Below are 20,835 nucleotides of genomic sequence, written 5' to 3'. Positions count from 1 at the left end.
CCGAGAGGCTCTCTCCGAACCAGTTGAGGTGATCTGTGTCCGGGAACAATTCGGCACTTCTGGGCCGACCCAGCGAGCGCACCCAGACCGTCGCGGCACAGCCCGGCGCGGGTCTGTACGCCTACAGCGAGCGCATCGACGCCTGGGTGGTCCGTACCGCCAAGCCCGTCAGCTATGAAGTACGCGTCGCCGACGGCCTGTTCGACTTCGGCCGCACGGACCTGCTGGAGCCGGCCGCGGCTCCCGGCACCCGGCTGCGCCGGTTCGTGGTGATCGACTCGGACGTGGACCTGCTGCACGGCAGCCGGATCCGCGCCTACTTCGACTACCACGACGTGGACTACACCCTGTGCGTCGTCCCCGCCGACGAGACGGTCAAGAGCTTCGAGACCGCCGCCCGGATCGTCGAGGACCTCGACGCGTTCGGCGTCGACCGGCGCCGGGAGCCCCTCATCGTCATCGGCGGCGGCGTCCTGATGGACATCGTCGGCCTGGCGAGCAGCCTCTACCGCCGGGGCACCCCCTTCATCCGCGTCCCCACGACCCTGATCGGCCTGGTCGACGCGGGTGTGGGCGCCAAGACCGGGGTCAACTTCAACGGGCACAAGAACCGGCTCGGCACCTACTTCCCGGCCGATCTCACCCTCCTGGACCGCAGCTTCCTCGCCACGGTCGGCCGCCGCCACATCGGCAACGGCATGGCCGAGATCCTGAAGATCGCCCTGATCAAGGACGCGCGGCTGTTCGATCTCCTGGAGAGCCACGGACCGCTGCTCCTCGACGAGAAGTTCCAGGGTGAGACCGACGGCGGCGAGGAAGCCGCGCGCGAGGTCGTCCGCCGCGCCATCCAGGGCATGCTGGAGGAACTCCAGCCCAACCTCTGGGAGGCCAAGCTGGAGCGCTCGGTCGACTACGGGCACACCTTCAGCCCGACCGTCGAGATGAGCGCGTTGCCGGCCCTGCTGCACGGCGAGGCGGTCTGTGTCGACATGGCGCTGACCACGGCCATCGCCCGGCGCCGCGGGCTGATCGACGACGTCGACGCCCAGCGGGTGTACGACGTGATGCGCTCGCTCGAACTGCCCGCCTGGGACGACCTGCTCGACCAGCCGGAACTCCTCACGGCGGCGCTGCGCGACACCGTCCGCCACCGCGACGGCATGCAGCGCCTCCCGCTCCCGGTCGGCATCGGCGACGTCACCTTCGTCAACGACCTCGGCGAGCAGGAACTGCTCGACGCCGTCTCCGAGTTGAAGGTCGTCGGACAGCGTGCCGGGAGCCCCGAGCATGTCTGAGACGGCCTACGCCCCCGCCCCGGCGCGGGCATCGGAGTCGGCGCCGGAGTCGGCACCGGAGTCCATGGGTGCGGCCATGGACCCGATGGCCCCGATGGACTCGGTGGACCCGATGGCCTCGGTGCCGGCGTACGGCGCCGAAGTGATCGTCGGTGACGTCAGCGGCCCCGCCCACATCCACGGGGTGCACGGCACCACCGGGCTCACCCGCTGGAAGGCCCTCGCGTCCGGCGCGGATCTGCGCGGGGGCTGGGAGGCCGTCGAGTGGGCGAGCGTCCCGCCGGGCGGGGTCAGCGGGGAGCACCTGCACACCCGGACCGAGGAGGTCTACTTCATCCTCTCCGGCACCGGCGAGATCTATCTGAACGGCGAGGGCCACCCGGTCGCGCCCGGCACGCTGATCCTCACCGGGCTCGGCACCGTGCACGGTCTGCGCAACACCGGCGACACCGATCTGGACTGGCTCGTCATCGAGATGCGCTCGCCCCGCTTCGACCGGGCGCTCGCCGCCCGCGTCCCCGCCGGTGTCCCCACCCCGGCCCATGCTTCCGCCCCCGCTTCCGCCCCCGCCCCCGTCCCCGTCCCCGCCACGGAGGAGCCCCCGGTGTCATCCGCGCGCCTGCACGATCTGCGAGCCGAGCGTTCCGTCTCCCCGTCCGGGGTCTTCACCGGCCCGCTGCGCTCGATCGCGCTGCGGACGGTCGACGCCGCGGGCACCGCCGAGCTGGCGGCCGAGGGGTGCGAGCACATGGTGTTCGTGCTCTCCGGCACGGGCTGGGTCGAGGGCGGCAGCGGTACGGCGGAGCTCCACCCGGGCACGGCCGTGACGCTGCCCCTGGGCACCCGGGCCCGGATCGGCGCGGACCGCGAGCAGGGTCTGGAGTTCTTCCACGCCGAGGTCGCGGTCGCGGTCGCACCGGCGCCCGCGACCGCGCTGCCGGAACCGGAGCCGGTCCGGTGATCGTCAGCGAACCCGCTTCCCCCTCCCTCCGACTGCGGTCGGGCACCTTGGACGCCGGCACCCCCGGCACCCAGGGTGCCCCCGGAGGCACCTGGCGGTGCCTCTCCCGCCGCGGCATGCTGCACAGCGAGTGCGAGTCCTTCGAACAGATCCGGCTGGGTCCCGGCGCCACCTGGGCGCACGCCCCGTCGCACGGCACCGAGGCGGCCCTGTACGCCGTCTCCGGGTCGGCGTCGGTGCACACGGGAGCCTTCGCCGATGGTGACGGCCCCGGCGACACGGGTGACGCGGACGGCGACGGCGCAGGTGTACGGGCGCTCGGCGCCGGTGGCGCGCTGCTCGTCGCGGCCCGCGCCGCCGTCCGCCTCACCGCCGGATCCGAAGGACTCGACCTGCTCGCGGTGCGGCTCCTGCCGGCCGACGTCATCTCCCAACTGCCTTCGCGCGTACCGGAGTTGCCGTCGCACCTGCAGGCCCCGATTTTCCGCCCGGCGACCTCGGCGGGCGCCGATTGAGGAGGGGATATTTTGGCTGAACACCACGAAAAGGTGCTCCCGCCCACGGACGACCTGCTGTGCGGCCGCTGGCCGAACGGGTCCATGAGCGCCGCGGCGATCCTGGACAAGGGCAAGGTCGGCCAGGTGGAGCTGGAGATACCGGGACCCGAGCTGGGGTACGTCCTGGTGGCTCCCACCACGGTCGGCATCTGCGGCACCGACCTCGAACTCCTGCACGGGACGGCCAGTTACGTGCAGGACGGGCGGGCCACGCTGCCCCATGTGTTCGGCCACGAGTGGGTCGGACGCGTGGTGGCGATCGCCGGAAACTGCCAGTACTCCCGGCAGTTGAAGATCGGCGACCGTGTCGTCGGACAGACCATGCTCTCCTGCGGGGGCTGCCGCGCGTGTCAGCGGGGTCACCGCAACGAGTGCTCCGAGCTCAAGGAGGTCGGTCTCTACGGTCAGCAGGGCGCGGCGGCGGAGTTCATCCGGCTGCCGGCCCAGTCCCTGACCAAGGTTCCGCCGGGCGTCGACGATTTCGCGGCGGCTCTCGCGGAACCCGCGGTCACGGTGCTCGCGGCGATGGACAAGGTCGGGGTCTTCCCCGGCGAACGCGTCCTCGTCTTCGGTACCGGCACCATGGGTCTGCTGGCCGTGCAGATGGCCCGCCGGGTGGCGGGCACGGTCGACGTCGTGGGGATCGACGACGCCGGCATCGGGGCCGCGCTGCGCATGGGGGCGGAACACGCCTTCCTGCCCGGCGAGGCGCCCGACGGAGACTACGACGTCGTCATCGAGGCGTCCGGGGCGGTTCCGGCTCTGCTGGAGGCGCTGCGGGTCGCCGACATCGGCGGACGGATCGCGGCGGTCGGTGTGCCGAGCGATCCGCTGCCGGCCGTCGACGCCTCCGAACTGGTCCTGCGCGGGGTCACCATGACCGGCGTACGGCACGGGCTCGACTACTACGAGCGCGCGCTGCGGCTGTTCTCGGACGGCGTCCTGACGGCGAAGGGCATGATCGCCGACGTCTTCGAGCCGTCGGACGTCGACAAGGCGTTCGAACTGCTGGAGAGAGGACGCCGGGCCGCCCCCAAGGTGGCCCTGTCGCTGACCCCCCGTTCCTGAAGGGGGTCGGACGTCGCGGGCCGACGCCCCTGACGCCTTGCCCCGGGCGTCAGGGGCACCCGCGGGGCCCGTCCGGGGTCCGCCCCCCCGTACGGACACCGCCCCGCACCATCCCCCACACCGCACCATCCCCCGGTACCGAACAACCCCCGAACCAAGCAACCCCCCACCCCCACCCCCACCCCCCCACCCCCCCACTTCACGAACTTCACGAACGTCCCGGTCCTTCCCGGCACTTCCTCGGTTCCTCTCGCTTCTCCCCGGTCCTTCCGGCCGTCCCGGCCTCCCCGGTCCCCATCAGAAAGGGCACACCCATGAATCGCCCCATCGCCGTTGTCACCGGCGCCAGTTCGGGCATCGGCGTGGCCGTGGCCGAGGCGCTCGCCGCGGCCGGCTTCGACCTCGTCGTGGGTTACGGGCGGCAGGCCGCCGCCGCGAAGGAGGTCGCGGACAAGATCGCCGCGCGCCACGGCGTACGGGCCGAGACCCTCGGGCTCGACCTGACCGACCCGGCGGGCGCCGGCGAGGCCCTGCGCACCTGTATCGACGCGTTCGGCGGCATCGACGTCCTGGTCAACAACGCGGGCCTGAACCGGCGCGCGAGCGTCGTCGAGGAGACCCTGGAGGACTGGCAGCGCATCCTCGACGTCAACCTGACCAGCCCGTTCCGGCTGAGCCAGATCGCCGTCGCGCGCATGCTGGAGCAGGGCCGGGGCGGCCGGATCGTCAACATCACCAGCATCCACGAGCACATCCCGATCGGGGAGGGCAGCACCTACTGCGCCGCCAAGGGCGGCCTGGGCGCGCTGACCAAGGCGATGGCGCTCGACCTCGCCCCGCACGGCATCACGGTGAACGCCGTGGCCCCCGGCGAGACCGCCACCCCGATGAACAACGTCCCCGTGGGCGTGGACGCCGCCGAGATCGCCCGCCCGGCCATCCCCGCGGGCCGCCCCGGCCGCCCGGACGAGGTCGCCGCCCTCGTCGCGTACCTGGCCTCGCCCGCCGCCGCGTACACCACCGGCACCTCGATCCTGATCGACGGCGGCATGGCGCTGAGCGCGGCCGTCGCCAACGCCGCGCGGGCCGGCACCGTCTGAGGCCACCCGGCCCCCGGCGCGGCCCGGGGGCCGACCCCTCCCGTACGACGAGGGGAACCGCCGGCACCGCCCGCCCGCCCCGTCCCGGCCGTCCGCGTCCGGCAGCCCGCTTCCGCACCCGCGTGCCCCGACCTTGGAGCTGAGCATGTCCCGCACCACCGCGACCGGCACGGCCGTCGCCATCCCCACCGCCCGCAACGTCGACCACTACGCCTACACCGTCGCGGACCTGGAGACGGCGGTGGACTTCTGCACCACGGTGCTCGGCGCCGAGGTCCTCTACCGGCTCGGCCCCGTCGAGGAGCCGGGCAGCGACTGGATGACCCGCCAGCTCGGCGTCCACCCGCGCGCCAGCGCGCAGATCGCGATGCTGCGCTTCGGACCGGACGCCAACCTGGAGCTGTTCCAGTACACCGCGCCCGAACAGAACACCCAGGCGCCGGAGTTCACCGACGTCGGCGGCCACCTCATCGGCGTCCACGTGTGCGACCTGGACGAGGCGCTCGACGCGGCCCGCCGCTCCGGCCGTGTCCGCGTGCTCGGCGAGCCCCGCACGGACGAGGACGGCCCGACGAAGGGCAACCGCTGGATCCACCTCCTCACCGACTGGGGCATGCGCGTCGAACTGCGCCAGCTCGCCGCGTGGCTGCCGTACGAGGGAGACACGGACGCGCGGGTCTACCGGCCCGTCGGCGACTGGAAGGGCGGCCTGCCCGGCGCCCTCGGCATCGGCCACGTCGGCTACACCGTCGCCGACCTGGACGAGGCCGTCGCCTTCTTCACCGGCCCGATGGGCGGCGAACTCGTCTACCGCGTCGGCGAGTCGGTGGACGAGGAGACGGCCCGCGTCCAGTACGCGGCCTCCGGCGCCTTCCACAAGGACACCGCGGCGATCCGGCTCGGCCCCGTCACCACCGTCGAGCTCAGCGCCATCGCGATCGAGGGCGGTCGCGTGGAGCGCCCCCGCAACAGCGACGTGGGCGGCCACCACTTCGCGTTCTTCGTCGAGGACGTCGAGCGCGCCGCCGCCTGGCTCGCGGGCATCGAGGGTGCCGAAGTCCTCGGCGAGCCCCAGCTGATCGTGGACGGCGGACCGATCCACGGCGACCGCTGGGTCTACTTCCGCGGCGTCGGCGGCTTCCAGCTGGAGGTGCTGAACATGCCGCCCGGCATGCCGTACGAGGCCCACACCGCCTCCCGCCGGTTCGGCCCGAGCCCGGAGTGGACCAACCGCTAGACACCTCCCCCGTGTTGGGCGCGCGCCGACCGGACCCGGAAGCACCGGACGCGCCGGCGCGCGGACAGGAACGGGACCTAGGACCAGGATCAGGATCAGGAAGGGGAGCGCGCGTGCGCTGGGACGAGATCTACGTGGAGAGCGCGGCCGCCGAGTTCGGGGAGTCGCAGACCGGTGAAGAGGCCGTGACGGAAGGGCTGTTGCCGGTCGAGGAATGGGAGAAGAGCCGACAGCGCTCCGTGTCGGTGAGCACCACGCGCGCCGCGCCCGAACTCGCCGTCGCCGCGGGGCGCACGGCCCTCGCCCGCAGCGGGCGGGACCCCAGGGACGTCGGACTGCTGATCCACGCCGACTGCTGGTACCAGGGGCTGGAGTTCTGGAACACGGCCGCGTATCTCCAGGACCGGATCCTCGGTCACGACGACTGCGTGTCGTACGAGCTGCGCCAGATGTCCAACGGCGGCATGAGCGCCCTGGAGAACGCGGCGGCCCGGCTCGCCGCGATTCCCTCCACCAAGGCGGCCCTGGTCACCACCGGCGACCGGTTCGCCTCCCCGGCCTTCCCCCGCTGGAGCACCGACCGGGGCCTCGCGTTCGGCGACGCGGGAACGGCCGTCGTGCTGTCCCGCACCCCGGGCCCGCTGCGGCTGATCGCCACCGCGGCCTACTCGCAGCCGATGCTGGAGGGGCTGCACCGGGGCGACGAACCGTTCCTGGCGAGCGGATCCGAGTCCGGGGTGCTCGACCTCGTGGCGCGCAAGAAGGGCTTCATGCGCGGGTATTCCTCGGAGGAGGTCACCACGCGCAACGAGGAAGGCATGATGTCGGCGGTCAGGAGCTGTCTCGCGGAGGCCGGCAGCGACATCCAGGAGATGGCCGTCGTGATCGTGCCCTTCTTCGGGGCCCGGCTCTCCCAGTTCCAGTGCCTCGGCCCGCTCGGCATAAAGCCCGAGGTCACCCTCCAGGAATTCGGCCTGACCGTCGGCCACTTGGGCGCCGGAGACCAGGCGGCGGGCGTCGCCAAGCTCCTGGAGGACGACACCCTGAAGAGCGGCGACCGGGTGCTCCTCGTGGGCGTCGGCGCGGGCTTCAGCTGGACGTGCGCGGTCCTGGAGAGGAGCTGACCGATGGCGCCGACACGAGGCGTAACGGCGAAAGAGGCGGACCGGATGAGCCAGGCATGGCGGCTCCTGGAACGCGAGGGCGTCGACGTGTGGATCGACGTCACGGCCCTCGGCGGGGGAGCGGCGCACGAGGTGCGCCGCGCGCTCGCGCAGGGCGAGGTGGCGGGCGCGCGCATGGGCGCGCCGCGCGGCCGGTCCGCCGACGCGATCCGGCAGGCCTGTGACAGCCTGCTCCCGCTGTACCGGCGCAGCGGAGGCAGCCAGGGCCTGGTCTCGGTACAGCCGGCCGAGGTGACGGCGAAGGGCGGGGACGCGGCGAAGACCTCGGAGCCGTCCGAATCCGGTGCCGAGGGCGCGCCCGGTGCGGAGGGGACGTCCGGTGCCGAGGGCGCGTCCGGCGCCGCGCCGGGGGCCGGGCCCGGGAGCTGGGTCGCGCGGGCCCGTGCCCTGCGCGAGGAGATCGGGCGGCCCAACCTGGTCGTACGCATCCCCGTCCAGGCGGCCGACCCGGCGACCCTGCGGGCCCTGTTCGCCCTGGGGATCCCGGTGGAGGTGTGCCGGGTGCGTTCGCCGCGCCAGTACGGGCAGGCGGCCACCGCCCTCGTGGCGGCCCTGGACCGGCCCCGTCCCGTCCCCGGCGCCCCGTCCGGCACCCCGGTCGCGCCGGTCACCCTGGTCTCGTTCATCTCCTTCGACCTCACCGGTCTCGACCAGCGGGTCGACGCCCGGCTCGATCTCATCGGCTCCGACGAGGCCAAGGCGCTGCGCGGCCGGGCCGGACTCGCGGCCGCCCGGCTCGCGCACCGGGTGCACGAGATGACGTTCTCCTCCGCGCGCTGGGGAGCGCTCGCGGCGGCCGGCACCCCCGAGCCGAAGCAGCTCTGGGTGGCCGACGCCCCGACCCCGCGCCGCTCCGCGCACTACGTACAGGAACTCGTCACCGAGGGCACGGCCACGGCCATGACCCCGGCGGCGGCGCACGCGCTCGCGGACGCCGGCGTGGTGGCCGGCGACCGGGTGTGGCGGCAGTACGCCGACGCGGAGCGGACGCTGAAGTTCCTCGACTGGTTCGACATCTCGGTCGAGGCCGTGGCCGCGGAAGGAGCGACGGCGCGCGGTGGCACGGTGCTCCCGTCCCCGCGGGCCGCCTGGCCGGCGCCTCCGGGCACCCTCGCGGTCCCGGCCTCCGCCGCGGCCCCCGCGATGGTGCCGTAGCCGGTCCGCCGTCCCGCCCTCGTACGGCCCCCGCACCGCCTTCCGTCCCCGGACCGCCCTCGTCGCGGTCCGGGGACGCGGTCGTTTCCGGCGCGGGCGGGGGAGCGGTCCGTACACCGCGTACGGAGGCGGGCGGAAGGGCAGTGCACGGGGGGACCGTTCGCTGTGCGCCTCGGGGCCACCCTGGAATCCGGGCCGTCCATAGCGTGGCGGAGCCGAGGGCGAGGAGTCGCCGGAAGGAACGCGATCCGTGAGGTGAATCGTGCGGGCCGCCAGGGAGCGGCCGAGCCGATGCCCGTCGCGTATCGCGTTCCTTCCGGTCTCCCGTTCCTCGCGAACTCCCGGGAAGGGCCCGGCCTTCGCGTCGCCCTTCCCGGGACACCACCGCTGTTCGCCCCGCCATCGCGCGGCCGCGTTCGTCCCCGTTTCCGGAAAGGCACCACCATGGTCAACATCTCCGAGGTCACCGCGTCCCCGAGCCCCGACCTGCTCACCCCGGACAACTGCGCGGTGCTCTTCGTCGACCACCAGCCGCAGATGTTCTTCGGCACCGGCAGCGGCGACCGCACCGCGATCATCAACGCGACGGTCGGCCTGGCGAAGTCGGCCAAGGCGTTCGGCGTCCCGACCGTGCTCAGCACCGTCGCCGCCGAGTCGTTCTCCGGCCCGATCATGCCGCAGCTCGCCGAGGTCTTCCCCGGCCAGGAGATCGTCGACCGTACGACGATGAACGCCTGGGAGGACGAGGCATTCGTCGAGGCCGTCAAGGCCACCGGCCGCAAGAAGCTGGTCATCGCCGGTCTGTGGACCGAGGTCTGCGTCGTCCTGCCCGCGCTCTCCGCGCTCGCCCAGGACTACGAGGTCTACGTCGTCACCGACGCGTCCGGTGGCGTCAGCCCGCAGGCCCACGAGCACGCCATCCAGCGCATGGTCCAGGCCGGCGTCGTCCCCGTCACCTGGGTGCAGGTGCTCCTGGAGCTCCAGCGCGACTGGGCCCGCGGCGAGACCTACATGTCGGTCATGGACGTCGTGAAGGAGCACGCCGGCGCCTACGGCCTCGGCGTGGTCTACGCGCAGGCTGTCATCGGCGCGCACGCCGCCGGCTGACCCGCTCCCGCTCGACAGCGGTGCGCACGCGGTCCGTTCGCGGACCGTGTGCGCACCGGTCGAGGGCCGCGCGCGGACTGAGTGAGGGCAGGACGGTTCGCGCGGGGGCGGGACGGTTCGCGGTTCGCGTATCTCGGGTAGCGGGGCAGCGGGGTAGCGGGGTAGCGGATCGCGGACGACGGACAACGGACAGACGAGTCGGGAACAGGCGGGCAATCGGATGATGGACGCGGGACTGCTGGTCCTCCGCGCGGTGGTGGGACTTCTCGTCGCCGGGCACGGGGTCCAGAAGGTGAGTTTCCGCCTCGGGGGCCACGGACTGGCGGGCGGGACCGAGGAGTTCCGCCACGACGGCTTCCTCGGCGGGCGGCTGACCGCGGTCGTCGCCGGCACCAGCCAGATCGGTGCCGGCCTGTTCCTGGCCGCCGGCCTGCTCACCCCCCTCGCGGCGATGGCCGCGATGGGTGTGATGACGGTCGCGGCCACCGTGAAGTGGCGCAAGGGCCTGTGGGTGCAGAACGACGGGTACGAGTACCCGCTGGTCCTCGTCGTCGTCTCCGCCGCGCTCGCGCTCACCGGGCCCGGCCGGTGGTCGGTCGACCAGCAACTGGGCCTTGGAACCTGGCCGTTGTGGGTGGTGCTGCCCGCGATCGTGGCCGGGCCGGTGAGCGGACTGCTCACCCGGGCCGTACTCCACCGCTCTCCGGCCGCCAGTGCGGCGGACGGCTCGGAATCGGCGGACGGCTCGGAGACGGCGAGCAGCCCGGGGGCGGCGGGCGGTGTCGCCGGGCAGCCGGAAGGGGCGCGGGATGCACGGGCCGCTGAGTGACCTGCGACGCACCCTCGTACCGCCGCCGGGGGACCGCCACGGCCCGCTGCCTCCCCTCCTGTTGACGCTGACGGTGGTCACCGGCCTGGTCGACGCGGTGAGTTATCTGGCACTTGGACAGGTCTTCGTCGCCAACATGACGGGCAACGTGGTGTTCCTCGGCTTCGCCCTGGCCCACGCGCCGGGCCTGTCCCTCCTCGCCTCCGTCGTCGCGCTCGCCGCCTTCCTGGCCGGCGCGTTCGGCGGGGGCCGCCTGGCGTCCGCCCGGTTCGCGGCGCACCGGGGCCGACTCCTCGCCAGGTCCACCGCCGTGCAGTCGGCACTGGTCGCCGTCGCGGTGACGGCCGCCGCGGTCTTTGGCGACAGCGGAGGCGCCGGAGACACCGGCGGGCGTGTCACCCCGGTGGTCCGCTACACCCTCGTCGTCGCCCTCGGACTCGCGATGGGCCTCCAGAACGCGGTCGCCCGCCGCCTCGCCGTCCCCGACCTCACCACGACCGTGCTCACCCTGACGCTGACCGGCCTCGCCGCCGACTCCGCCCCGGCGGGCGGATCGGCGGGCGGTCAGGCAGGCGGCCCGTCACCGAGCCCCGGCCGCCGTCTGCTCTCGGTGACGGCGATGCTCCTCGGGGCGTACGGGGGAGCCCAGTTGGTGCTGCGCGGCCATCTCGTCCTCACGCTGAGCCTGGTCCTGGCCCTGCTCGCCGCCACCTCCCTGATCACCCACCGCCTCTCGGCCGGCGACCCGGCCTGGACCCGTACCCCGGCCTGAACATGCACCTGCGCTCCAAGACGCCCAAGATGCCCAAGACGCTGACGATGCCCGCCTCCCCCTCCGCCTGGGCCCCGCTCGCGGCGCGCGTCTTCCGCGCGCTGTGGATCGCGCAACTCGCCTCCAACGTCGGCAGTTGGATGCAGACCGTGGGCGCGCAGTGGCTGCTCGTCGGCGAGAGCGCCACGCTGGTCACCCTCGTCCAGACGGCGTCCAGCCTCCCCGTGATGCTCCTCGCCCTCCCCTCCGGCGTCCTGGCGGACCGCTTCGACCGCCGAGGGGTGCTGCTGGCCGCCCAGTTCGCGATGCTCGGGGTGTCCACCGCGCTGACCGTCCTCGCGTTCACCGGCCGGCTGACGCCCGGACTGCTGCTCGGCCTCACCTTCCTCATGGGCTGCGGCACCGCCCTGATGGGCCCGGCGTGGCAGGCGATCCAGCCGGAGCTGGTGGAACGCGGCCAGCTCGGGCAGGCCGCCGCGCTCGGCGCGGTCAACATGAACCTGGCCCGGGCGGCCGGCCCGGCCCTCGGCGGCGTGGTGGTCGCGGCGGCGGGCGTCGGCTGGGTCTTCGCCTTCAACGCCGTGTCCTACCTCGGCATCGCGGCCGTCCTCATCCTGTGGAAGCGCCCCGAAGTCCCCGTGGACGGCGGCGAGAAGCTGCTGACGGCGCTGCGCACCGGCCGCCGTTACGTCCGGCACGCGCCCGGGGTCCGCCGGGTCCTGCTGCGCACGATGCTGTTCATCCCCGGCGGCGCGGCCCTGTGGGCGCTGCTCCCGCTGGTCGCGAGCCGCTCCCTGCACCTGGGCCCGGGCGGGTACGGCCTGCTGCTCGGCGCGGTCGGCGTCGGTGCCGTCGCCGGCGCCTTCGTCCTGCCCGCCGTGCGGCGCACGCTCGGTGCCAACGGCACCCTCGCCGCGGGCGGTGTCCTCTACGCGGGCGTCCTCGCGGTCCTGGCGACGGCCCCCGCCCCCTGGCTCGCGGTGCTCGTGCTGCTGCCCGCCGGACTGGCCTGGGTCGGCGTCCTGTCGACCCTCAACGCCACCCTTCAGACCCGGCTGCCCGGCTGGGTGCGGGCCCGCGGGCTCGCCGTGTACCTGCTGTTCTTCCAGGGCGGGCAGGCCCTCGCGGCCCCCGTGTGGGGCGCGCTGGCCTCGCACTGGGGGCCGGCCGTCTCGCTCCTGGCAGCGGGCGGGCTGCTCGTGGCCGGCGCGGTGAGTGTGCGCTGGTGGCCGCTGTACGACGGGGACGCCATCGATCCGAGGCCGTCCGGCCACTGGCCCGAGCCACCGCTGGTGTTCGAGCCGGGCCCGGCCGACGGACCCGTGCGGATCTCCGTGTCCTACCGGGTCGCGCCGGAGCACCGCGCCGCGTTCACCGGGCACATGGCGCACGTGGCCCGGTCCCGGCGGCGCACCGGAGCCCTCGACTGGGGACTCTTCCAGGACGGCAACGACCCGGCGGAGTTCGTCGAGACCTATCTGGTCGGCTCGTGGGCGGAACACCTCGCCCAGCACCACCGCAGGCTCACCGTCACCGACCGGGTCCACGAGGAACGCGCCCGTGGCCTGCTGATACCCGGCACCGCACCGACCGTCACGCACTCCTTCGACGTGACGGCCGGTCCGGTGGTGGGGGTACGGGACGGCGCCGGGCCGAGCGGACCGGACCCGGCCTGAGGGGGCCAGGCCCGGCCTAAGCGCGGCCTCGCGGGGCCGGCACCCGTCGGCTGGCCGCCTCGGTTGCGCCGGTTGTTCTGGTCGCCCCGGTCGCCCCGGTCGCCCCGGTCGTTCCGGCCGCCCGTACGGACAGCGCCGCCGCCTCCTCGCCCGTACGCCACTGCCTCGGGGACATCCCGTACGCCGTCCGGAACACCCGGCTGAAGTGCGCGGCGCTCGCGAAGCCCCAGCGGTGCGCCACCGCGCCGATCGTGACGTGCGGATAGCGCGCCAGGTCGCGCCGGGACCGTTCGAGCCGGCGCCGCTGGATCCACCGGCTGACGGTGGCGTCCTCGCCCTCGAAGAGCTTGTGCAGGTAGCGCAGGGATATGTGATGGGCCCGGGCGATGGACTGCGGGGTCAGATCGGCGTCGGTGAGATGACGGTCGATGTACGCCTGGATCCGCGCGCGCAGCGCCCGGTTGCCGGCGGACGGGTCCACGGGCGTGTCCACGGCCGTGCCGGTCGCGAGGGAAGTCGCGAGGTCAGGCGCGGTGTTGGGCGGGGGCGCGGGTGCGGGCTCCTTGGCGGCGGCCGCCCGGTCGGCCCGGTCGGAACGGTCGGCGCGCGCGAGGTCGTAGACGACGACGTCCCCCGGCCCGAGAAGGACCTCCCGGTCGTCGTGTTCCAGCTGGGCGATGCCCTGTTCCAGCATGGTGAAGACGACGTACCGGGGCTGCCCGTCCGGCCGGATGAGGCGGCGGGCGCGCGGGGCGTGCGGGAAGTCGCCGGGCAGGGTGACGGCCTGGGTCGCGGACACGAGCGGGCCGAGCAGGTCGCGCGGGGGCGTGCCGTCCGGGCCCGGGCCCGAGTTCGGGACCGTGGTGCGGGACGCCCGCGCGGGGACCGGGAAGCGTACGGCACCGCAGGTCTGGGGCAGGATCGCGCGCCGGAACGCCCGCTCGGCCGGGCCGCGCGGCGCGTCGGTGACGTCGACGGGGGCGGGGGCGACGCGCTCCGGAATGTCCGAGGCCATGCTCGTGCCTTTCGACTCGGGTGCCTTCCGCACCCCACCGTGCCAGCCGGACCGGGCCGGCACATCGCGTGAACCCGCTAGATCGGCGGATTGTTCCGGAGCGCCGCCCGCCTGCCGGAGGGCTTGCCCGGGCCCGCGCGCGGGCCTCAGTCGAGGGCGCCGCCGGTCGCTCCGGAGGTGACGCGGCGCTGGGCGAGGACGAGCAGCAGGGCGGCCGGCAGGGACGCGAGGACGGCGGTCGCCATGACGGCGTTCCATTGACTGGTGTGGGCGCCGAGGTACTCGTACACGCCCAGGGTGATCGGCCGGACGGTGTCCGTCGTGGTCAGGGCGAGCGCGAAGAGGAAGTCGCCCCAGGTGAGGAGGAAGGTGAAGACCGCCGCGGTGACCAGCGCGTTGACGTTCAGGGGGAGCACCACGGACCACAGGACGCGCAGCCTGCCGGCGCCGTCCAGCCGGGCCGCCTCGACGATCTCCCGGGGGATGGTCCGCATGGACGTGTGCAGGACGACGAGCGCGAAGGGCACCCCGGCGGTGGCGTCGGCGAGGACGAGTCCGAGATACGAGTTCAGCAGCCCCAGTTCGGCATATGCCCCGTAGAGCGCGTTCGCGAGGACGATGCCCGGCACCATCTGGGTGACCAGGACCCCGAGCAGAATGGGCCGGGTGCCGCGCAGACCGAGCAGCGCCAGTCCGTACGCGGCGGGCGCGGCGAGTCCGAGGCTGAGCACCACGCTGCCCAGGCATATGACAAGGCTGGTGAGGAGATTGCGCCCCTGGTCGCGCAGCGCGGTCGCGTACCCGCCGAGATCAGGGGAGGAGGGGAACCAGTCGCCGCGCACGATGCCGCCGGCGGGCTGGAGCGAGGCGTTCACCATCCAGTACACGGGGAACAGCAGCACGGCGAGCAGGACGATCCCGACGACCGTGGACAACGGCCCCCGGCTCCGGCTCCGGCCCCGGCCCCGGCCCCGGCGCCTGCCGTGTCGTTGCTGTACGCCCGTCACGCCGGCACCTCCCGTACGCGTATGGGCTCCGTGTGCCGTACGGGCTCCGCTCGCCGCCGCCCCGCCCGCAGATGGAGGAGGGCGAACACGGTCGAGACGGCGACGAGGACGTTGCCGAGCACCGCGCCGCGCCCGAACTCGTACTGCTGGAAGGACAGCTCGTACGCGCGCGTGGCGAGCGTCTGTGTGGCGCCCGCCGGGCCTCCGCCCGTCAGGACGAGGATCAGGTCCACCGACTTGAGGGTGTAGACGACGCTCAGCAGCAGGACGACGCCCGCCACCGGCCGCAGCAGGGGCCAGGTGAGATGGCGGAACGTCCGCACGGCACCGGCGCCGTCGAGCCGCGCCGCCTCGTACAGACACGGCGGGATGTCCTGGAGTCCGCCGTACAGGACGGCGGTGGTGAAGGGGACCCCCACCCAGATGTTGACGAGCACGACGGACACCAGCGCGTGGGTGGTGCCGGTGAGCCAGGGGACGCCGGACGACGTGAGGTGGAGGGCGCGCAGCACCGCGTCGACCGGTCCCGTGTCGGGGTCGAGCATCCACCGCCAGACCGTTCCGGAGACGACGAGCGGCAGCAGCCAGGGCAGCAGCAGGAGGGAGCGCAGCAGCCCGCCGAGGGGGAAGCGGCGCTGGAAGAACACGGCGAGGGCGAGCCCGATCGCGAACTGTCCGAGGACCGATCCGGTGGTGAACAGGACCGTGTTCACCACCGCCTCCCGGAACATGCCGGAGCCGAGGACCTTCGTGTGGTTGCGCAGGCCGGTGAACGGTGCGTCGCCCGTGAAGAACGTCGCGGCCGTGTACCGGCGCAGGCTCATCGAGACGTTCGCGGCGAGCGGGTAGCCGAAGAAGAGCAGCAGATACGCGGCGGCGGGCAGCACGAACAGCCACCCGGTCAGCCGCTGCCCGGAGCCCCGGGGGCCCGCCTTCCGGACCCCGGCGGGCTCGGCGGGGTCCGGAAAGCGCGCGACCTCGGGCCCCGTCATTCGTCGGTCGCGATCCGCTGTGCGTCCTCCAGGGCTTCCTCTGGCGTCTGCCGCCCCGCCAGGGCCGACTGGATCGCGGTGTAGATCCCCGTGGCCGCCTTGGGCCAGCGGACGCCGAGCCGCGCGGTCCGTACGCGCGCGTCCCCGACGCTGTCGACGAACACGCTCATCGACGGATTCCGCTCCGCGTACCGCGCGGCGACCGCCGTGCGTGAGGGAACCGTGTGGTGCTGGGTGGCGAGGGCGAGGGAGTGCGAGGAATCGTTCAGGCAGCCCAGTACCTCGGCGGCCTTCCGCTGCCGGGCCGGGGAATCGCTCCGGGGCACGGTCCACACCTCGCCGCCGAGCGGGGTGACCGGCCGCTGCCCGGCCCGGGGTACGGGGACGGGGGCCACGCCCCACTTCAACTTCCCGTCCTTCCCGTCCTTCCGGTCCTTCCCGTCCTTGTCGAACTCGTCGAGCTCGTCGAGCGCCGGGATACGCCAGGGGCCGTTGAGCATCATGGCCGTCCGGCCGGCGGCGAACTGGTCGTGGACATCACCCTGGTCCCAGGTGAGCACCGACTTCGACATGGACCCGCTCCGCACGAGGTCGGTCCACAGCCGCAGCGCCCCGGCCGCCTCGGGGGTGTCGAGCTTCGTCTCGTCCCCGCCGTTCGACCACAGGAAGGGCAGGAACTGCCAGGTGCCCTCGAAGGTCGGGTTCGCGTCGACGGCCATGCCGTAACGCCCGGGCCGGGTCAGCCGGGCCGCCGCCGTCCGCAGCTCGTCCCACGTCCTCGGCACGGCCACCCCGGCCTCGGCGAGCATGTCCTTGTTGTAGAAGAGGGCGACGGTGCTGACGTACGGGGCGAGCCCGTACACCTTCCCGTCGTACGTGCCCGCCGACAGGATGCCCTCGGTGACGCCCCGGGTGTCGACGCCGAACTCGTCCAGCGGGGCCAGCGCCCCGGTCGAGGCGATCTGCTGGAGGTCGGGGTTGTCCAGCATCAGCAGGTCGGGGAGGGTCCGCGACGACGCCTGCCGCAGGACCCGGGGGACGAGCGACGCGGGCGGCACGCTGGTGTGCTCGATCCCGACGCCCGCCGCCTTGCCACAGGAGGTGAGGACCTCCTCCCACTGCTGGTGCTCGGGAGTGTCGGTGTAGTAGTCGAGGACGGTGAGGGAGGAGACGGCGGCCTTGTCGCCGGTGCTGGTGCCGGGTCCGGAGCCGGTACCGGTGCCCGCGCCCGTACCGCCGGCGCATCCGGTGACGGTGGCCAGGACCAGGGCCAGAGTCATGGACAGGGTGGCGGTCGCGGTCGAGCGGGCGGCGGCGCGCCGCGCCGGTCTGCGGGCCGGTGCATTCATGGTGGTGCCTTTGTCGAGGGAGAGGGACGGAGTACGGGGGGTGGCGGCCCGGGGCCGGACGCATCTTAGGCACGGCCGCCGGGCCACCCCGGGGACGAGTGCCCGGGGGTGAGCCGACGTCGACGGTGGTGCTGCCTCAGCCGTCGGGCAGGGCCGCGACCAGATTGGCCAGCTGTACCCGGGAGTTGATCGACAGCTTGCGGAACGCCGAGGTCAGATGAGTGTTGACGGTGTGCGGGGAGAGGACGAGCAGCTCGGCGGCCGATCGGTTGGTGTGCCCCTGGGCGATCAGCCGCGCGATCTTCTTCTCCGAGGCCGTGAGCGCCTCCCAGCCCTGGACGGGGCGCTGGACGACCTGGACGACGGCTCGGACGGCCGGGTGGACGGCCGTCGCCGTCGCCGTCCCGCGCCCGCCGCCCGGCCCGGCGGCCCCGCGCCCCGCACCGTCCAGGGCGCGCTGGGCCCGGGCCGCGGCGGCATGGGCCCCGGCCTCGGCGAACGCGTCGCGAGCCCAGGCCAGTTCCTCCACCGCCCGCCGTTCCTCTCGCGAGCCCGAGCCCGAGCCCGAGGCCAGCAGCGTCTCGCCCAGATCGGTCCGCGCGGCGGCCCCGAGCAGCGGGCGCGGGCCCGCGCCGAGCAGCTCCACGGCGCGTTCGAGGAGAGCGGGATCGTTCCGTACGAGCCCGAGGGCCTGCGCGGCGAGCCCGGTGGCGGTCGGTACGGCCGGGTTGCGGTCCGCGTACGCCGCGGCCTGTGCGGCCAGGCCCTCGGCGAGCGCCCGATCCCCGCCGCGCAGGGCCGTCGCCACGGCGGCGGCCACGCTGTCGCGCAGCAGCCGCCAGCGCATGAACGCCCCGTCCTGCTCCGCCTGTTGGATTCGCTCGACGGCACGGTCGAGGTCCCCGTCGGCCTCGGCGTGGACCGCTTCCAGATGGCGTACGGCGGCAGTGTTGCCCGGGTTCGGCTTGGCCGCGAGCCGGGTGCGCGCCACGTCCAGGTGCTCCCCCGCCGCGTCCCGGTCGCCGCGCAGCAGTGCGATCCGGGAGCGCAGTACGCGCGCGTTCAACTGCTGGACGGATACCCGTACTTCATTCTCCAGGCGTTCCATGGTCGCGAGGACGGCGTCGGCGTCGTCGAGTCGGCCCAGCCCGAGGTCGTGCTGGCTCTGGGCCCACAGGAGCATCGCCTGACGGGTCGCCGTCGCGTCGTCGGCGTCCATCGCGCGCCGCAGCAGCCGGGCGCCGGAGGCGAAGTCGTCCAGGTGCAGATGCGCGACGACCGCCTCGGGGAGGAAGGCGGCGTCGAGGGTGCTCAGGGCGGTGAAACGGCAGAGCGCCACGGTGCTTTCGCCCGCGTTCTGCGCGATCTCGCCGAGTCCGGACAGCGCGCGGACGTGGGCCTCCCGGTCGCCGGTGGCGACGGCGGCGGCGAGCGCGCTCTCGCCCGTCTCGCGCGCGAGGACCAGGTCCTGTTCCCGGGACAGGGCGAGCGCGCGCAGGGCGGTCAGCCGCGCGGCGATCTCGGGTGCCGCGCTGCCCGTGGCGAGGGCGGCCTCGGTCCGGCGGCACAGTTCGCCGGCGAGGTCCATGCTCCACAGGGTCTCGCCGAGGGCCGACTGGAGCCGGCCGAAGGTCGCGAGCGGCGGCCGTGCGGCGAGCAGCCGGTCGCCGGTGGCCAGGGCCTCCTGGTTCCGGCCCGCCCGGGTCAGACAGAGGATCGCCTGCTCGCCCACCGCGAACCACAACGGGCGTGCCGGCGGGACGAGTTCCAGGGCACGGGCCGCCAGATCGGCGGCGACGTCCGGGGTGACCGGCAGGACGTCGGCGGCGGCGCTCCGCAGCAGCGCCACGGCCTCCTCGTCGCCGGGCAGCGCGCCCCGCAACAGGTGCGGGGTGGCGTCGATCGGCGGGTGTCCGGCGGCGACCAGGCTCCGGGCGGCCTCCCGGTGCAGGGCCTTGCGGGCCGACGGCGGGATGTCGGCGTAGACCGCCTGGCGCAGCAGATCGTGCCGGAAGGCCAGCCGGTCGCCGTCGTCGTCCAGCAGACCGGTGCGTACGGCCTCGTCGAGCGCCCCGATCAGCTCTGCGGCCGGCCGGCCGCAGAGCGCGGCGGCCTCGTGGAAGCCGAACCGGCGGCCCAGCACCGCTCCCATCTGGAGGAGGCGCAGGGTGTCGGGACGCAGGGGGCGGAGCCTGGCGCGTACGCCCGCGACGAGCCCGGGGGACACCGCTTCGTGGCCCGTCTGGCCCGTGCTGGCCGACCCCGCACCGCTCGCCGATCCGCCGGAAGCCGCGCCGCCGCCCGACGTGCCGGTGTCCGCGCGGGCGAAGCCGTCCGAGGCGCCGGCGGTCCGTAGGCCCGTAAGCAACTCGACGGCCAAGAAAGGATTTCCGCCCGCTCCGTCGAGCAGTTGCCGTACGCGCGCGTCGACTTCGTCGCCGTGGATGTCCTCGCCGTAGACGTCTCGGGCGAGTTGGCCGACGGCCGCGCCGGGGAGGGGGCCCAGGGGGAGGGTGACCGTCGGAAGGTGGTCCTCCGCCGCGGCGGCGATCTCCGCCGCCGGGCCCGCGGGTTCCCGCCGGCTGGTCAGGATCCACAGCACCGGGGAGGTGCCCAGGCGGGTGGGAAGCTGCTGGAGGACGAACCGGCTCAACGGGTCGGCCCACTGGACGTCGTCCAGACCGAACAGCACCGGCCGGTCGCCGGTCCGGCTCTCGACCGCCTCCGCCAGCCGTTCGACCAGCCCGATGCCCTGGTCGTGCACCCGGGCAGGCTCCGCGATCGCGGGGAGGGACATCAGCGGCCGGGAACCCGCGCCCGCGCCGGAGCCCGTACCTGTGCCCGCACCCGTACCCGTACCTGCACTCGCCCCCGGGCCGTCACCGCGCAGGACGCAGGATCCCAGCGAGGAGAGCGGTACCAGGTGGTGCAGTTCGTCGGCCCGGCCGGAGCAGACGGCGAACCCCGCCGCGCCCGCCCTGGCGGCCGTTTCCGCGAGGAGGGTGGTCTTGCCGATGCCCGGTTCGCCCTGGATCAGGGCGAGCGCGCCGCTTCCGGTACGGGCGACGGTGGCGATCAGTTCGTCGAGCGCGCGGAGTTCGGCTTTCCGGCCGCGCAGACCCCTACGGGACAGGGCACCGTCCGTTCCCGCCATGCCCGTTCCGATCCGTTCCGTTCTGTTTCGCCCTGCTCCGCCGAAGCCGGGGCCTGAGGGGGTGGGGCCGGTCCGGACTTGTCTGTCCGTGCACTCTAACTGTTCCCTCCGTGCACTCGGCAGGTGGTCGCCGCCCAGGTCAGGGCATACGCGGGCGGGCTCGCGAGCCCGCTTTCGCGCTGCCAGGCAAGAAGCGTGCGCGTGCGAGCAACCCGGGGTGGACCAACGGCCCTAGCGTGAGCCACCGGTGCCGTCCGTGCCGTAAATGCCGCGATTGCCCGGACCCCGACCGCCGGCGAGCCCGCCCCGTTCCCACGGTGCCCGGCCCGCCGGACCGGAACGCCGCCCCGCGTACGTACGCGCACCTCTCACCGAAC

At 73.9% G+C, this 20,835-nt stretch carries 16 protein-coding genes and 1 pseudogene; 12 read left to right on the top strand and 5 right to left on the bottom strand.

The genetic code is table 11. The features are described from left to right. Positions 1–35: 35 nt before the first annotated feature. The 12 genes and pseudogenes from ABZ990_RS13145 to ABZ990_RS13090 all read left to right on the top strand — a co-directional run bounded on the left by ABZ990_RS13145 (position 36) and on the right by ABZ990_RS13090 (position 12,941). Positions 36–1,295, top strand: coding sequence for a sedoheptulose 7-phosphate cyclase (locus tag ABZ990_RS13145; RefSeq protein ID WP_361229825.1), 1,260 nt, complete (start codon positions 36–38; stop codon positions 1,293–1,295). Then, the gene (locus ABZ990_RS13140) at positions 1,288–2,256 is read left to right on the top strand and encodes a cupin domain-containing protein (protein WP_361229823.1); all 969 of its coding nucleotides are present in this window, start codon (positions 1,288–1,290) and stop codon (positions 2,254–2,256) included. Before ABZ990_RS13145 ends, ABZ990_RS13140 begins: the two co-directional genes overlap by 8 nt. Then, positions 2,253–2,771: a hypothetical protein gene (locus tag ABZ990_RS13135; protein ID WP_361229820.1), complete on the top strand. Its 519-nt coding sequence runs from the start codon at positions 2,253–2,255 to the stop codon at positions 2,769–2,771. Before ABZ990_RS13140 ends, ABZ990_RS13135 begins: the two co-directional genes overlap by 4 nt. Before the next feature lie 12 nt (positions 2,772–2,783). Next, positions 2,784–3,881, top strand: a complete 1,098-nt coding sequence (locus ABZ990_RS13130; RefSeq protein ID WP_361229817.1) for an alcohol dehydrogenase catalytic domain-containing protein — start codon at positions 2,784–2,786, stop codon at positions 3,879–3,881. A 314-nt stretch (positions 3,882–4,195) separates the two neighbouring features. Further along, positions 4,196–4,981 carry an SDR family oxidoreductase gene (locus ABZ990_RS13125; protein ID WP_361229814.1) on the top strand — a complete coding sequence of 262 codons (786 nt, stop codon included), beginning with the start codon at positions 4,196–4,198 and terminating at the stop codon, positions 4,979–4,981. 145 nt (positions 4,982–5,126) lie between these two features. After that, positions 5,127–6,218 carry a VOC family protein gene (locus ABZ990_RS13120; RefSeq protein ID WP_361229811.1) on the top strand — a complete coding sequence of 364 codons (1,092 nt, stop codon included), beginning with the start codon at positions 5,127–5,129 and terminating at the stop codon, positions 6,216–6,218. 113 nt (positions 6,219–6,331) lie between these two features. Further along, the gene (locus tag ABZ990_RS13115) at positions 6,332–7,342 is read left to right on the top strand and encodes a ketoacyl-ACP synthase III family protein (protein WP_361229808.1); all 1,011 of its coding nucleotides are present in this window, start codon (positions 6,332–6,334) and stop codon (positions 7,340–7,342) included. Between the two features lie 45 nt (positions 7,343–7,387). Beyond that, complete coding sequence (locus tag ABZ990_RS13110) at positions 7,388–8,557, top strand: transaldolase family protein (RefSeq protein ID WP_361229805.1); 1,170 nt, start codon at positions 7,388–7,390, stop codon at positions 8,555–8,557. 444 nt (positions 8,558–9,001) lie between these two features. Then, positions 9,002–9,664, top strand: coding sequence for a hydrolase (locus ABZ990_RS13105; RefSeq protein WP_361229803.1), 663 nt, complete (start codon positions 9,002–9,004; stop codon positions 9,662–9,664). Between the two features lie 223 nt (positions 9,665–9,887). Further along, positions 9,888–10,370: pseudogene (locus ABZ990_RS13100) on the top strand (DoxX family protein); the annotation flags it as partial. 103 nt (positions 10,371–10,473) lie between these two features. Continuing rightward, positions 10,474–11,265, top strand: a complete 792-nt coding sequence (locus tag ABZ990_RS13095; protein WP_361229800.1) for a DUF1275 family protein — start codon at positions 10,474–10,476, stop codon at positions 11,263–11,265. Between the two features lie 2 nt (positions 11,266–11,267). Continuing rightward, positions 11,268–12,941 carry an MFS transporter gene (locus tag ABZ990_RS13090; protein ID WP_361229796.1) on the top strand — a complete coding sequence of 558 codons (1,674 nt, stop codon included), beginning with the start codon at positions 11,268–11,270 and terminating at the stop codon, positions 12,939–12,941. A 16-nt stretch (positions 12,942–12,957) separates the two neighbouring features. Here ABZ990_RS13090 and ABZ990_RS13085 read toward each other — a convergent pair whose 3' ends face one another. The 5 genes from ABZ990_RS13085 to ABZ990_RS13065 all read right to left on the bottom strand — a co-directional run bounded on the left by ABZ990_RS13085 (position 12,958) and on the right by ABZ990_RS13065 (position 20,458). Continuing rightward, the gene (locus tag ABZ990_RS13085) at positions 12,958–13,956 is read right to left on the bottom strand and encodes a helix-turn-helix domain-containing protein (RefSeq protein WP_361229793.1); all 999 of its coding nucleotides are present in this window, start codon (positions 13,954–13,956) and stop codon (positions 12,958–12,960) included. Between the two features lie 146 nt (positions 13,957–14,102). Then, positions 14,103–14,834 carry a carbohydrate ABC transporter permease gene (locus ABZ990_RS13080; protein WP_361229887.1) on the bottom strand — a complete coding sequence of 244 codons (732 nt, stop codon included), beginning with the start codon at positions 14,832–14,834 and terminating at the stop codon, positions 14,103–14,105. Between the two features lie 125 nt (positions 14,835–14,959). Beyond that, on the bottom strand, positions 14,960–15,955 hold the full coding sequence (locus ABZ990_RS13075) for a sugar ABC transporter permease (protein WP_361229790.1): 996 nt from the start codon (positions 15,953–15,955) through the stop codon (positions 14,960–14,962). Next, the gene (locus ABZ990_RS13070; RefSeq protein WP_361229788.1) at positions 15,952–17,304 is read right to left on the bottom strand and encodes an extracellular solute-binding protein; all 1,353 of its coding nucleotides are present in this window, start codon (positions 17,302–17,304) and stop codon (positions 15,952–15,954) included. Before ABZ990_RS13070 ends, ABZ990_RS13075 begins: the two co-directional genes overlap by 4 nt. Positions 17,305–17,440: 136 nt before the next feature. Beyond that, complete coding sequence (locus ABZ990_RS13065) at positions 17,441–20,458, bottom strand: AAA family ATPase (RefSeq protein WP_361229785.1); 3,018 nt, start codon at positions 20,456–20,458, stop codon at positions 17,441–17,443. Between the last annotated feature and the right edge of the window lie 377 nt (positions 20,459–20,835).

Source organism: Streptomyces sp. NPDC046203, assembly GCF_040646255.1.
In the GTDB taxonomy this organism is placed as follows: Bacteria; Actinomycetota; Actinomycetes; order Streptomycetales; family Streptomycetaceae; genus Streptomyces.
Note: the sequence above shows the minus strand (reverse complement) of the source record. Positions and strands in the feature narration are given on the sequence as shown.